Source organism: Oscillibacter valericigenes (genome assembly GCF_016902445.1).
Lineage (GTDB): Bacteria > Bacillota > Clostridia > Oscillospirales > Oscillospiraceae > Oscillibacter > Oscillibacter avistercoris.
On the sequence record NZ_JACSNX010000001.1, the window covers coordinates 102343 to 116517 of the forward strand.

The following is a 14175-nucleotide window of genomic DNA, read 5'->3' on the forward strand; positions in this document are numbered from 1 at the left end:
CCGCGTCTGCTTCCGCGTTCTCCGGCGGCATCCGCCGTCAGCCGCCGTTCTCCCATCCCACCGTGCGCTGCTCCGCATCCAGCAGCTGTTCATGGGCCTGTTCCGCCAGCGACAGCACATCTGCCCGGATCTGCTCCTGCGTGGCCTGATACAGCCTGCGCAGGCAGCGGGGGTTACTCTTCTCCGCGTCCACCCGGGCATCCCGGCACAGGGTCCGGATCTCTCCGCTCACCTGGGTCCGCCGCATGGGCCGCCCGCTGCGGGTGAGAAAGGCCGGGCCGGCGGTGATCCCCGTCCGGTGAAGGTAGGACTCCAGCTCCCGCTGCAGGCAGGCCGGGATGGGGACCTCCTGCCGTCTGCCGCCCTCAGCGACAGAGACCCGGCCCTCTGCCACCGCCTCTGCCGTCATCTGGTCCAGTTCCCCGACCCGCAGCCCCGTCAGGGCGAATGTCTTCACCAGCAGATAGGTGCGCTCCCGTCCCTGGGTCCGGGCCGTGGTCAGCAGGCGCAGATACTCCGCCCTGGTCAGCTCCGGCTGGATCTCCTCTCCGGTGTCCAGCTGGCCGATCAGCTGCAGGTCCCGCCGGCCCAGAAAGGCCAGCAGGCCGTTGGCCGCTGAGATGTGGGTGTTGACCGTGCCGGGGGAGTAGCCCGCCTTCAGCAGGGAGAGCCGCCAGTCCTCCAGCGTCCGCGCCGTGACCAGCCTGTCCCGGGGCAGAAAGCGGAAAAATGCCTCCAGCTTGGGCCGGTAGACCTGGATCGTCTCCCGCTGCCTGCCACGGACAGCCAGACTGTCCAGATACCGGCAGATCTCTTCCCAAGAAACAGTCACCCCGGTCTCCTGCCCCGGAGGGGCATCCGGAAGGACCGCTCCCGCAGCTCTTTCCACAGCACATCCACTCCTTCCCGCAGCTGCAGAGCCACATTTTACAACAGAATGACTATTATGTTGTTTTCAGAGGATCAGCCGCATGCGCTGCAGCATCTGCTCGTGGACCTGCGTGCTGACGGCCACATAGATGCGGGTGGTCTCAATGGACGAGTGGCCCAGAATGTCCGCCAGGTGGGCCAGATCCTTTTCCTGCTCGTAAAAGCTCCTGGCAAACAGATGGCGCAGATTGTGCGGAAAGACCTTCTCCGGGGCCACGCCGGCCTCCCGGCAGAGGGTCTTCATTTCACGCCAGATGTTGCTGCGGTCCAGAGGCATGCCGGTCCTGGTACGGAACAGCGGGCCGCTTCGGATGCCCCGTGCCTGCGCGTACTGCCTGAGCCGCTGTGCCAGCTCCCGCGGCAGCAGGACGACCCGGCTCTTTCCCTTCAGCCGGATCTCCGTCCGGCCGGACGCCAGGGTCTCCGCCGTGATGAAGCGCAGCTCGCTCACCCGGATGCCCGTGGTGCAGATGGTCAGCATCACGTGGTAGAGCCGCTGGTCCTTCCGCCCTCTGGCGGCAGCGATCAGACGGCGGTATTCCGCTTCCGACAGCTCCCGGCGCTCCTCCCGAAAGGCCTGCCGCTGGACTCTCAGCTGCTTTACGTGGCAGTGCTCCGCCCCAAGGAACAGCAGATATGCATTCACGGCAGAGAGCTTGTTGTTGACGGTCCGTGCGCCGCACTGCTGCTGCAGGTGCTCCCGATAGGCCAGGAGCTCCTTTTTGGTGAGGGGCTCTCCCGCCAGAAACTCCCGCAGGTGCTCCGCCTCTCCCACGTACTTTTGGACTGTGGCGGGCGCCTTTTCATTTTCCAGCAGGAACTCCCGGAACGCGCGGATGGACTGCTGGGTGATGCCGATCTCTTCCATCTTGACTCCTCCAATTCCGCCCGTGCAGAGACGGGCATTTTCTGTAAGCATACCCAAAACTGCGCCGGATATGTTCCGCACATGGAGAAGTTTTCCAAAAGCGCAGAACCCGGTACAAAAGGGCAGCCCGCGGAGAGATCTCCGCGGGCTGCCGCATAGATATGATCGCTTTTATCGTCCTCCCCGGACACTGTAGGTCTCGCTCCCCCGCTCCCGCAGCTTTTCATTCAGCCACGCCCGCAGGGACGCCATGCCCTCCTCCGTCCAGGGAAAGGTCTCCGTCTCGATCTGCTGGGCCTTCTCAAAGCAGATGTTTTCATAGACCCAGGCCTGGATCGAGCCGTCGTTCACCTTCCCGGTCCGCTGGAACCGGTAGCGGAAGGTGCCGATGGAGCCGGGAAAGATCTCCGACTTCTTCAGAAAATTCAGTGTCAGAAACGCAAACGGGTCTTCCATTTGGATGTCTCTCTCCTCCATCATGCCGCCTCCGTCTCCCGGCGGCAGACTTTGATCCCCGCGATGGTCAGCGCGAACACGAACCAGAAGATGCACATGACCCGGGGATAGTTCCACAGGTAGTCCGCCAGACCGCAGACCATGGCGCCGCACAGGGCCGCCGCGCCGGCGCAGGTGATGGTGCGGGCAGCGGAGAGCGCGCAGTGCCGGACCGTATGGGCCGCCTTCTTGATGTTCCACAGCATGGCTCCCACAAAGCCCACAAAGCCCAGAAGCCCCGCCTCGATCCACACCTGCAGGAAGAAGTTGTGGGCGTGGACAAAGGGCGCCTCCCCGTGGTAGAGGTTGAAGTCGCGGATGTAGTCCTGCACGGCGGCGGTGCCCAGGCCCGCGCCGGAGACCGGCGAGGTCCGGATGACCTCCAGTGCCGCCTGATACAGGGGGATGCGGCTGGCGGTGGACGTATCCGCCGGGTTGAAGATGGTCAGGACCCGGTTCCAGATGGTATCCGGCAGGAAGGGCACCATCATCACACACAAGATCGCAAAGGCCGGGATCAGCTTGGGCTTCCACAAAAACACCAGCACCACCAGGGCGCAGGCCATGCCCACCCAGCTGGCCCGGGAGTAGGTCATGCCCAGGGCCAGCACGCCTACGGCAAACACGCCGCAGGCCATCAGGCGGGAGACGCCCCGCCTGGAGCAGAGGATCAGCGCCAGCACCAGGGGCAGCAGAAGGATCAGCACCTCCGCAAAGGTGTTGGGGTTGTCGAAGTAGGACTGCACCCGGCCGGGCATGCCGGCGTTCACCTCCAGGTCCACGTAGGACTCGTTGACCTCCACGCCCTGGATCCGCTGGTAGACGCCGTAGAGGGAGGACACCAGCACGCAGAACCCGCCGCCGGCGGCCAGCCGCTTCAGGTCCTCCGTGCCCCGGACGGCGCTGACCGTCACCAGCACGCAGAGGGCCGCGGCGATATGGTAGAGCAGGAAGCGGAAGGAGGCGGCGGGCTCGTAGGAGAACAGCACCGCCAGGAACATGGACCCGAACAGCACCACCGGGTAGAAGCCGATGTGCTTCACGTCCAGCCGGTACGCCTTCCGGGACATGGCGCCGGCGCAGAACAGCACCAGCAGGGCGGCAAAGCCCAGCATGCTGTAAGCGTTGTTCCAGTGAGAGAACGGAATGATCCACAGCAGCATGATGAGCCAGGACTGGGCAATGGCGGTCTCGTGGCCCATCTCAAAGGCCAGCCGGGAGAAGAAGCTGTCGTCAAACGTGGCCTTCAGGGCCAGATACAGCTTGTGGAGCAGCCAGGCGGGCAGGTTGACCAGGGCCGTCAGCAGCCAGCAGAGGAAGCTCCCCTCCCAGGCCCGGGCCACCACGCCCTCCCGGCACAGGACCCGGAGGACACGGCTCTCGTCGATCTGGCGGTTGCACCAGGCCCCCATGCGCACCAGGCAGCGGTGGACGCCGCTGTCATTGTAGACGGTGCACAGCGCTGCCCAGAGATGATACAGATAGCTTTCGCGGAGAGTGGTCATGAAGCGGAACCTCGTTTCTTCAGATGCGGTTTTTGATCCGGTACAGCTGGGAGAGCAGCCAGAAGTGACCGCCCCGCACCAGCCTGGCCGCCAGCTGCTTATTGCGGCTCATGCCCACAGGCGTCAAAGTCTGGATGGCGTGGGCCATATCCGGCCGCTGGCACAATGCCCGGATGGTCTCCTGCCGCTGCCGGAGGGTCTTGGGATTGCCGGGGGCGTACTCATTGCCGATGGCGATCAGCAGCCCGGCCCAGTTGGAGTTCTCCCGCCACTGGGGACGGTCCGGCGTCAGATCATATCGGGCGGCCAGGTCCTCCTTCCGCTCCATGAAGCGGCCGAAGACCTGCTGGAAGTCCTTCATGTATTTGTGGGTGGCGGAGGCCGGGTTCTGGAGATAGCGGTACAGGGGCTCCTCCGTCACCGCCAGACGGCGGGCATTGCAGAAATACTCCATTAGAAACAGCTCGTCCTCCAGATAGGCGCCCTCATACCGGAGGTGGAGCTTGTCAAAGATCTCGGCGGAGAACAGATACCGCCAGATAAAGCCGTTGAACACCGGCTGGGCCAGCCGGTCCCCCAGCAGGGGGCAGACGATCTTCTCCCGGATGGCGTCCGCATCGTAGACACCGGCGGGCAGCACCGGCTCCGGCGTCTCGCTGCCGTCGGCCCACAGGTTCAGGTGGGCGCAGGCGGCGGTGTCCGCCCCGGCCCGCTCCCGCAGATCCCACAGGGTCTCCAGACACCGGGGCTCGTACCGGTCATCCGAATCCAGAAAGGCGATGCAGGTCCCCCGAGCGTGGTCCAGTCCCACGTTCCGGGTCTCGCTGACGCCGCTGTTTTTTTCCTTGTGGAACACTCGGATCCGGTCGTCTGTCTGGGCAAGTTCGTCGCAGATGACCGGAGAACCGTCGGTGCAGCCGTCGTCCACCAGCAGCAGCTCCCAGTCGGAGAAGGTCTGCTGCCGCACGCTCTCCACACAATCCCGCAGGAACTTCTCTGCCTGATAGACAGGCACGATGACGGAAATCTTTGGCATAGACGGCCTCCCTGCGCCCTGCGGCGCTCCCACGCAGACTGCGGCACCGGGATCCCGGCGCCTCCCCAGATCCTGGGACTCTCATACGGAGCTATTGTACCTGATTTCCCCGGGAAGGTCAACGGCTTTTCCCGGAAAAGCCGGGCATACTAGAGGCGAGGTGATCCAAACATGAACGACATTGAACTGCTCCAGTACGTCCACGAAACGGCAGAGATGGGCATCCAGGGCCTTTCCAGCCTGGACGGTCAGGTCCGGGACGACGGCCTGCGCCGGGTCCTGGGCCAGCAGAGCGCCGAATACCGCCGGATCGCAGACCAGGCGGAACAGCTGCTCCGGTCCCTGGGAGAGGAGCCCCGGGACCCGGGCCTGCTGGCCAAGGTCTCCGCAGAGGTCCTGTCCACCGTCAAGACCCTGGCAGACCCCTCCCCCTCCAACATCGCCGAAATGGTCATCCAGGGCAACACCATGGGCGCCGCCAAAAGCACCCGGCATCTGGGGGACTACAGCGGCTGCAGCCGGGAGATCCGGAATCTGGCGGAGCGGCTGCTGCACACCGAGGAAGCCAACGCCGCACAGATGAAGTCCTTCCTCTGAGGCCGGAACGGCGGAGGGCCCTTCCAAGGAAAGGCCCTCCGCCGTCTCTTTATATACGTTAGATACGTTCTCCGCCCGCCGCCTCAGGAGCGGGTGTAAAGATCCTCGCCGCACAGGAACCGCTCCTGCGCCTCCTGCAGAGGGACCTGATCCCGGTTCAGCGCCTGTACCAGCTGCTCCACCTCTGCCCGGTCCCGGCTGTACAGCAGCACCACCAGCTGGCGCGCCGGGTCCCACGACTCGCCCCGGATGCCGAACCGCCGGGGATACAGGCTCTCCAGCAGCTGATACCGCACCGGCGGCCGATCCTGGGCTTTCCGCTTCCGCCACACAGACATTGCCAGTGCCCGGACCAGGTCCTTGGGGGCAGGCTTCTCCCGGGGCATCCGCCGGAAGAGCTGCCGCAGCGCCTCCCGGTCCCCATAGGCCCAGATATCCTCCGCCGCCCGGGAGAGGGACTTGGCCAGGGTGTCCTTCTCCTTTCCGCTCTCCGCCCGGGCCTCCGCATACAGCGCCTCCATGGAAAAGGTACCGGGCAGATGGGGGATGGCAGTCTCCACCAGGCAGCAGAGGTCGCAGTAACAGTCCCGGCTCAGTCTGCCGCCGATCTGCTCCACTGCCAACAGAATCTCTTCATCCATCCGGAACCATCTCCCCCAGCGTCCTTGATCCGCCGCTTTTAATATACCAGAATTTTCGCAGATTTGAAATATTTTCGACATCAATGGACAAAATCGGACCATTTCTGACCGGCCGGCCTTGACAGCCGCGGCAGGATGTGCTTCCCTATAAGCATGATCAGTCTGGAGGGATCCCATGGAATTTCGGCGCATTGAAGCAGAAAAGCGGAACTTTCTCCCCCTGTTGCTGCTGGGGGACGAGCAGGAGGACATGATCGACCGGTATTTGGACCGGGGCGTCCTGACGGCGCTGTACGACGGCGGCCTCCGGGCGGTGTGCGTGGTGACAGAGGAGGCCCCTGGCGTGTTCGAGATCAAGAATCTGGCGGTGGAGCCGGCCTTTCACCGCCGGGGCTACGGCCGCGCCATGGTGGAGCGGGCGGTGCGGGACTGCCGGGCCGCCGGCGGACGGCGGCTGCTGGTGGGCACCGGGGACAGTCCCCTGACCCTGCCCTTCTACCAAGCCTGCGGGTTCCGGGAGAGCCACCGGGTCCCCGGCTTCTTCCTTCGATATTACGACCATCCCATCTACGAAGGCGGTCGCCTTCTGTCGGACATGATCTATTTGTCCATGGAGCTGTGAGCGCAAAAAGGCGGCGCCGCTGAGATCAGCGGTGCCGCCTGCTTCGCGCGGGCCGGTGCCCCGGGTCCTTACGCCTCTGCCGCGGCGGTCTTCAGGGCCTCCACCCGGTCCGTTTTCTCCCAGGCCACGCCCAGGTCCTCCCGGCCCATGTGGCCGTAAGCCGCCAACTGGCGGTAAATGGGCTTGCGCAGGTCCAGGTCCCGGATGATGGCCGTGGGCCGCAGATCGAAGACCTTGCGGACGGCGGTCTCCAGCTTGTCATCGCCCACGGTGCCGGTGCCGAAGGTGTCCACCAGCACGCTCACCGGCTGGGCCACGCCGATGGCGTAGGCCAGCTGCACCTGACAGCGCCGGGCCAGGCCGGCGGCCACGATGTTCTTGGCCACCCAGCGGGCGGCATAGGCCGCGGAGCGGTCCACCTTGGTGGGGTCCTTGCCGGAGAAGCAGCCGCCGCCGTGAGGGGCACTGCCGCCATAGGTGTCCACGATGATCTTCCGGCCGGTGAGGCCGGAGTCCCCCTGGGGGCCGCCGATGACGAAGCGGCCCGTCGGGTTGACATAATACTTCGTCTTCTCATCCAGCATGTCCGCGGGGATCACGGCCTTGGCCACCAGCTCGATCATGTCCTTCCGGATCTGGTCCAGGGAGACCTCCGGGCTGTGCTGGGTGGAGATGACCACCGTGTCCACCCGGACGGGGCGGCCCAGCTCGTCATACTCCACGGTGACCTGGCTCTTGCCGTCAGGCCGCATATAGGAGAGCTCCCCGCTCTTGCGGACCTCTGCCATCCGGCGGCAGAGCTTCTGGGCCAGGGAGATGGGCAGGGGCATCAGCTCCGGCGTCTCATCGCAGGCGTAGCCGAACATCATGCCCTGGTCGCCGGCGCCGTTGCTCAGCTCGCTGTCGGCACCCTCCTTGTTCTCCAGGGACTTGTCCACACCCAGGGCGATGTCGGCGGACTGCTCGTCGATGTTGGTGATGATGCCGCAGGTGTCGCAGTCAAAGCCGTACTTGGCCCGGTCATAGCCGATGTCCCGGATCACCTCCCGGGCGATCTTGGGGATGTCCACATAGCAGTCGGTGCTGATCTCGCCCATGATGTGGACCAGGCCCGTGGAGACCGTGGTCTCGCAGGCCACGCGGCCGTTGGGGTCCTGCTCCAGAATGGCGTCCAGCACGGCGTCGGAGATCTGGTCGCAGATCTTGTCGGGATGTCCCTCCGTCACGGACTCGGAGGTAAAGAGATAATGTCTTGCCATAGCACAGTTCCTTTCTAGCGTTCCGTCCCCATCAAGCGGCGAAAAAAATGCGCGTTTCGACGGCGAAACGCACAAAAGGATCTGTTCAATGCTCCTCATCTGTCGATCACCGCCGGATTTGGCACCTTGTCATAAGCAGGTTGCCGTGGGTTCATCGGGCCGTTCCCTCCGCCACTCTTGATAAGGGATGATAAAATTGTCCCTATTATTTTAACAGGTTTTTTTCGTTTGTCAATACGATCCCGGCGCTTTTCCGCAGAATTCCGGTCCTCTGCGGAAAATTCCGCCGCCCGGAGCCTCTGTTCAAAAATTGTACATGACTTTTTCCGCCCCATCGGGTATAATGAGCTCCGGTATCTGTCAACATCTTCCTGGGAGGTTTTGAACTTGAGAAAACTGAACGCCGCGGTGGACCGGTTCGCATACAGCCATCCCCGCTTCGGCATTCCGAATCTGATGAAGTTCCTGGTGGGGGTCATGGCCGTGGTGTTCGTGCTGGACCTGTTCTCCAACAGCTACGCCAGCTATATGCTGTACTTTGACGCGGATCTCATCCTGCGGGGAGAGCTGTGGCGGCTGGTCACCTGGATGTTCCTGCCCACCAACGGCTCCCTGTTCTGGATCTTCATCAGCCTGTCCTTCTACTACTTCATCGGCACTTCCATTGAGGAGTACTGGGGCACCGCCAAATTCACCCTGTTCTATCTGGCATCCGCCGTGCTGATGGTGGTCTTCGGCATGATCAGCGCCCTGTGGTCGCCGTTTCCGGTGGTCACCAGCGGGAACCTCAACCAGATCCTGTTTCTGGCCTTTGCCACCCTGTACCCCGACGCGCTGATCCGCGTCTATCTGATCCTTCCGGTCAAGGCCAAGTGGCTGGCGGTGCTCTATGTGGTTCTGACGGGCTACGATCTGCTCCGCAACGGTCTGTGGGCGGCTCTGTTCACCCTGCCCCAGCTGCTGGCCGTGCTGCTGGTATATCTGGTGTTCTTCTGGGACAGGATCGCAGACCTGCTGAGGGAATTCGGCTTTGCCGTCCGGCATCAGAACTCTCCCCAGACCATCCATTTCAAATCCGCTGTAAAGCAGCAGAAGAAGGCCCAGCAGCAGGGCTACCGCCACAAATGCGAGGTCTGCGGCCGCACGGACGCCGACTTCCCGGACCTGCAGTTCCGGTACTGCTCCAAGTGCGCGGGCTACCACTGCTTCTGCGAGGATCACATCTTCAACCACACCCATTTCACCCAGTGAGCACCCAGAGGCCCTGTCCTGCGGACAGGGCCTCTTTTTCGCCGCCGGATGGAGATATTCCTTCCCTCCCACACACATTTGCGATATACTGGTAGCGACCAAGACCTGTCCGGAAAGGAGAAGGGACCGATGGTACGACCGATGGATATCCCGCTGCAGAGCCGGGCGGCAGCCTTTGCCGCGCCCGCCTTCTTCAAAAAGCTGACCATGTCCCATGCGGATGCGGAGCAGCTCTTCGCCCCGGTGGACTGGTGCGGACTGTGCCGGGATCTGGCGCCCACGGAGCGCCGTGTCTCCTGCGCCGCCGCTCTGGATGCCTTCCGCCCCCTGCTGGACCGGATATCGCCGGAGCCGGCGGAGGGCTGGCTGTCCTGCGCCTATGAGACCGCCCGGTCGCTGCTGTATCCGGCGGCGGACGCCGGACACACCGCCGCACAGCGGGATGGGGCCCTGTGCTTTCTCCAGTTCCTCCAGGTGCTCTTTGATCTGGAGCGGGTCAGTCTGCCCTTTGATCTCTGGCTGGACTTTGAGCTGTGCACGGAGGAGGAGCTCTCCCACAGCGGCGTGGCGGAGGAGTACCGCCGCTTTCTCCGGCGGTTCCGGGAGGAATACATCTACGAGCTGCTGCGGCTGGGCCGGGAGGTGACGCCCTTCCAGACCCTGGACCACATCGCCGGTGTCCACCATGTGGCCATGCAGGTGGCCAGAGCCTTCCGCTCCGCCGGCGGGCTCATCGACCTGGGGCTGATCTCCGGCGCCGCCCTGGGCCACGACCTGGGCAAGTTCGGCTGCAAGCCCGGAGAACGTGTGGCCTACCTCCACTACTACTACACGGATCAGTGGTTCACCCGCCGTGGGCTGACGGCCCTGGGCCACATCGCCGCCAACCACTCCGTCTGGGACCTGGAGATCGAGAACCTGTCCTCCGAGTCCCTGGCCCTGGTGTACGCGGATTTCCGGGTGAAGCAGATCTATGATGACCAGCACCGGGAGATCCCCCGCCTCTACTCCCTGCAGGAGGCCTTTGACGTCATCCTCAGCAAGCTGGATGATGTGGACGACGCCAAGCGGATGCGGTACCGGTACGTCTACGCCAAACTGCGGGACTTTGAGGACTACCTCATCTCCTTCGGCGTGGATACCACGCTCCGCACCCCGAGAGGCACGCCGCCGGCGGCAAAAAACGCCGCCCTGCTGGAGGCCGGCGAGGTGGTCCCCGCTCTGCGGCGCACCGCCGTGGACCACAACATCCGTCTGATGCACCGGCTGGGCCACGAGCAGCTGTTCGGCAATACGCTGGAGGCCGCCCGGGGCGAGAAGGACCCTGCCCGGCTGCAGGCGTATGTGTCCATCTTCGAAGAGTATTTCACCTACTGGAACGCCTCCCAGAAGCAGCAGACCCTGGAGTTCCTCTATGAGCTGCTGATGATGCCGGACGGCAATATCCGCCGCAGGGCCGCCGCCCTCATCGGCCGCATCCTGGCGGTCTTCCGTCTGGGCTATCAGAAGGAGCCGCCGGCGGACGCCCCGCCGGACCCGGAGGAGGACCTGCCCTTCCAGCTGTGGGCGGAGTACCTGGCCAGGCTCATCGACCCGGACCGCCGGCTGACCCCCCGGCAGATCAGCATGATCCGCTATCAGGCCAAGACCGCGGCGGATGCCCTGCTGATGAACTGCTCCGACGCCGACGCCCCCCGCTTTGCCGGGGAGCTGTTCCGCCATTACCGCCGGCCGGAGCTGGTGGAGGCGGACGCCGCCTTCGCCCTGCTGGACACGGTGCTGAGCCTGCCGCTGGAGCGGGTATCCGGCGAGGACCTGCATCTTCTGACATCCTTCGCCGTCTGGTGGCTGAAGTGGGGCGGCCTGCCCCAGAAGGCCGCCGCCCTGCGGCTGTTCCGCCACCTGCTGACGGCGCTGGATCCCCACGGGCCGGACACAGCGGACATCACCGCCGCCGTGGCCGCCGCCGAGTGCCAGGGCAGCACGCCGCTGCTGTTCCTGCAGGCCCATCTGGGGGCCATGCTGGGGCTGGACGTCTCCGCCCAGCGGGCCGTGCTGGATCGGCAGGACGCTGTGAGCAGCGTGTTCCTGGACAACCTGAAATCCGCCACCCCCTGGGTGCTGAAGGCCGTGGGCGTGGAATATCTGCTGGACCAGGTGGAGCAGGGGGACAATGCCAACGTGCTCCACATCGCCACCCACTTCTCCAACCTGATGAAGGTCAGTGAGAACATCGTGGTCCGCCGGATGGCGGGCGCCTCCCTGCTGGCCATCGCCCCGGTGCTGACGCCGGACCGCCGGAACGAGGTGGCGGTGGAGCTGTCCAAGGTCCTGGAGACGGGGCAGACAGAGATCTCCCAGTACATCCCGGCGTATCTGGGCCAGTTCGCCCTGTGGCTGACGCCCCGGGAGCTGGACGAGATCGTGGACCAGATGCAGCTGCTCCTCTCCTCCGCCAATACGGTGATCGTGGCCGCAGCCCTGGCCACCGTGGGCGCCATGCTGGAGCATTACGGCGTCTATGCCGGGCGGTTCCGGGAGCCTCAGGAGGTCCTGAAGCGGCGCTGGCAGCGGCTGGCAGGCCTGCTGCTGAAGGGCCTGGCCTCCTACCGCCAGAGCGTCCGGCAGGAGGCCCTGCAGATCCTGGGAGAACGGATTTTCGGCTCCCAGGTCCTCTCCCGGGCGGACAAGGCCGCCCTCTTCACCCTGATGGCCAAGAAGATCCTCTTCCTGCTGGGTGAGCAGCCGGAGCAGGAGCTGAGCTTTTTCTACACCGCCGCGGCCCTCTCCCACATCTACCGCTTCATCGTCTCCTATCAGATCGAGTGCGGGGCATTCTCCTTCCGCGCTCCCGCCGGCGCGGCCTTCTTCCCCGGAACCTTCGACCCCTTCTCCCTCAGCCACAAGGGCATCGTCCAGGCCATCCGGAACCTGGGGATGGAGGTCTATCTGGCGGTGGACGAATTCTCCTGGTCCAAGAAGACCCAGCCCTCCCTGGTGCGTCGGCAGATCGTCAGCATGTCCGTGGCGGATGAGTTCGACGTGTACCTCTTCCCCCACGACATCCCGGTGAATCTGGCCACGCCGGAGGATCTGGACCGCCTGCGGCAGGTCTTTGCCGGCCGGGAGCTGTATCTGGCAGTGGGGTCTGATGTGGTGGCCAACGCCTCCTCCTACCGGGCGGCGCCGTCACCGGGATCCGTCCACTCCCTGAATCACATCGTCTTCCGACGCTCCAGCGGCGCAGAGGGGCAGGAGATCGAGGCGGACCTGAGCCGGATCTCCGGCCGCGTCATCCAGCTGCAGCTGCCCACCCATCTGGAGGACATCAGCTCCACCCGCATCCGGGAGAACATCGATCTGGGCCGGGACATCTCCAGTCTCATCGACCCGGTGGTCCAGGACTTTATCTACCGCAACAGCCTCTACCTCCGGGAGCCTCAGTACAAGCAGATCCTCCGGGCGGGAGACCTGGTGTTCTCCCACATCTCTCAGCCCAACCGGATGCTGTGGGAGGAGGTGACGGAGGCGCTGCTGCAGGCCCGGGCCCCGGCGCCGCAGACCGACCCCCGGGACGGCGTCTGCCTGCTGCGCAGCGGCGGCCCACGGTCCCGGCTGCTGGGCTTCCTGACACTGCGGACCGTGAACTCCGGCAGTCTGTATGAGGCTCTGGAGGATCCGGAGCTGGCGGACTTCGTCCGCAGGCGCACAGCCGGCAAGATCCGGCTGCTCACCAGCCTCACCGTAGTCCCCGGTGCCGCCGGCGGCCACGATGTAGGGCAGCTGCTGATGACGGAGGCCCTCTCCCGGGCCATCAGCGAGGACTGCGGCTACGCCGTCTGGTACGGCCCCGCATCGGAGGACACGCTGGACCTGCTGGAGCGGCAGGGCTTCGTCCGGGCGGAGCTGCCCAGCCGGCAGCCGCTGCTGCTGGTGGACATGCGCTCCCCCTCCGTCCTGCTGCAGAATATCCCCACCACGCTGAAGGAGCCCTTCTCCTCCGACCCCGCGGTCCTGAAGGCGGTGAAGGCCGCCCACCGGAACATGCAGCGGGCCCTCACCGGCCTGTATCCCGGTTCCCTGATCCTGTCGCTGAACGCGGAGGTCATCTACCACCGGCTGGTGCGGAAGATCGCGGACCTCAACGGCGTCCGGGCAGAGCCCACCGTGCCCCGGGTGCTGGGGCCCAAGATGTGCGTGCCCTTCGGCAAGATCCTGCGGGGCAACGCCATCCCCAACACCGTCACCAAGACCATCCACACCGACAAGGTGTTCGCCCAGGATCTGCGGTCCTTCACCATCGAGAGCTTCCCGGGCTATGCCCCGCTGGAAAGCCAGATCCGCACCATCCACTCCTTCCGCCGGCCGGTGATCCTGGTGGACGACCTGCTGCACTCCGGCACCCGGATCAACGCCCTGGACCCCTTGTTCCGGCAGGAGGGCGTGGTCATCGACCAGGTGCTGGTGGGCCTGCTGTCCGGCCGGGGCAGGGATCTGATTGCCGCCAAGGGCCTCAGCGTGGACAGCGTCTACTTCATTCCCAACATGGAGTCCTGGTTCGTGGAGTCCACCATGTACCCCTTCATCGGCGGCGACACCGTGGGCCACGACGAGCCCTCCGTCCCAGGCCTGACACCGGCGGTGAATCTGATCCTGCCCTATGCCTTCCCCCGGTTCTACAAGAACTGCGACCGGGAGGCGGTGTTCCGTTTCTCCTGCACGTGTCTGGAGAACGCAAGAGACATCCTGCTGGCCCTGGAGTCCACCTTCCGGGAGCGGTACGCCCGCAACCTGACCCTCTCCCGTCTCAGCGAGGCGGTGATCCTGCCCCTTTCCCCGGACAAGGGCAGCTGCATGCACTATGACCCCAGCCTCCCCGCCTCTGTGTTTCTGCAGAACGACCTGAAGATGCTGCTGCGGATGCGGAACGTGCTGGAATAAAATGTGGCCCTGCCGCAGCCGGCAGGGGAA

At 64.7% G+C, this 14175-nt stretch carries 11 protein-coding genes and 1 riboswitch; of the genes, 4 read left to right on the top strand and 7 right to left on the bottom strand.

Annotated features, from left to right (window positions below):
* Window positions 1–37: 37 nt before the first annotated feature.
* The 5 genes from H9X91_RS00490 to H9X91_RS00510 all read right to left on the bottom strand — a co-directional run bounded on the left by H9X91_RS00490 (window position 38) and on the right by H9X91_RS00510 (window position 4834).
* Window positions 38–832 carry a tyrosine-type recombinase/integrase gene (locus H9X91_RS00490; protein ID WP_204801446.1) on the bottom strand — a complete coding sequence of 265 codons (795 nt, stop codon included), beginning with the start codon at window positions 830–832 and terminating at the stop codon, window positions 38–40.
* A gap of 123 nt (window positions 833–955) precedes the next feature.
* A complete protein-coding gene (locus H9X91_RS00495; protein WP_204801447.1) occupies window positions 956–1798 on the bottom strand; it encodes a tyrosine-type recombinase/integrase in 843 nt (280 codons plus the stop codon).
* 171 nt (window positions 1799–1969) lie between these two features.
* Window positions 1970–2278 carry a hypothetical protein gene (locus H9X91_RS00500; RefSeq protein WP_243414367.1) on the bottom strand — a complete coding sequence of 103 codons (309 nt, stop codon included), beginning with the start codon at window positions 2276–2278 and terminating at the stop codon, window positions 1970–1972.
* Window positions 2275–3798 carry an O-antigen ligase family protein gene (locus tag H9X91_RS00505; RefSeq protein WP_204801448.1) on the bottom strand — a complete coding sequence of 508 codons (1524 nt, stop codon included), beginning with the start codon at window positions 3796–3798 and terminating at the stop codon, window positions 2275–2277. The genes H9X91_RS00500 and H9X91_RS00505 overlap by 4 nt, the downstream gene beginning before the upstream one ends.
* A 19-nt stretch (window positions 3799–3817) precedes the next feature.
* Complete coding sequence (locus H9X91_RS00510; protein WP_204801449.1) at window positions 3818–4834, bottom strand: glycosyltransferase family 2 protein; 1017 nt, start codon at window positions 4832–4834, stop codon at window positions 3818–3820.
* Window positions 4835–5005: 171 nt separating this feature from the next.
* On the opposite strand from H9X91_RS00510, the gene H9X91_RS00515 reads away from it, so the two are divergent.
* Window positions 5006–5431: a ferritin family protein gene (locus tag H9X91_RS00515; protein WP_204801450.1), complete on the top strand. Its 426-nt coding sequence runs from the start codon at window positions 5006–5008 to the stop codon at window positions 5429–5431.
* 83 nt (window positions 5432–5514) lie between these two features.
* Here the strand turns inward: H9X91_RS00515 and H9X91_RS00520 are convergent, their stop codons facing one another.
* Window positions 5515–6072, bottom strand: coding sequence for a hypothetical protein (locus tag H9X91_RS00520; RefSeq protein ID WP_204801451.1), 558 nt, complete (start codon window positions 6070–6072; stop codon window positions 5515–5517).
* A 175-nt stretch (window positions 6073–6247) separates the two neighbouring features.
* Here H9X91_RS00520 and H9X91_RS00525 point away from each other — a divergent pair, with 175 nt between their 5' ends.
* Window positions 6248–6694 (top strand): GNAT family N-acetyltransferase, encoded by a 447-nt coding sequence (locus tag H9X91_RS00525; protein WP_204801452.1) that lies wholly within the window; start codon window positions 6248–6250, stop codon window positions 6692–6694.
* 68 nt (window positions 6695–6762) lie between these two features.
* Here the strand turns inward: H9X91_RS00525 and metK are convergent, their stop codons facing one another.
* Window positions 6763–7953 carry a methionine adenosyltransferase gene (metK, locus tag H9X91_RS00530; protein WP_204801453.1) on the bottom strand — a complete coding sequence of 397 codons (1191 nt, stop codon included), beginning with the start codon at window positions 7951–7953 and terminating at the stop codon, window positions 6763–6765.
* 92 nt (window positions 7954–8045) lie between these two features.
* Window positions 8046–8140, bottom strand: a riboswitch (SAM riboswitch).
* A gap of 200 nt (window positions 8141–8340) precedes the next feature.
* Between metK and H9X91_RS00535 the strand changes: the two genes are divergently transcribed.
* Window positions 8341–9204, top strand: a complete 864-nt coding sequence (locus tag H9X91_RS00535; protein WP_204801454.1) for a rhomboid family intramembrane serine protease — start codon at window positions 8341–8343, stop codon at window positions 9202–9204.
* Window positions 9205–9333: 129 nt separating this feature from the next.
* Window positions 9334–14145: a nicotinate-nicotinamide nucleotide adenylyltransferase gene (locus tag H9X91_RS00540; RefSeq protein ID WP_243414368.1), complete on the top strand. Its 4812-nt coding sequence runs from the start codon at window positions 9334–9336 to the stop codon at window positions 14143–14145.
* The last annotated feature ends 30 nt before the right edge of the window (window positions 14146–14175 follow it).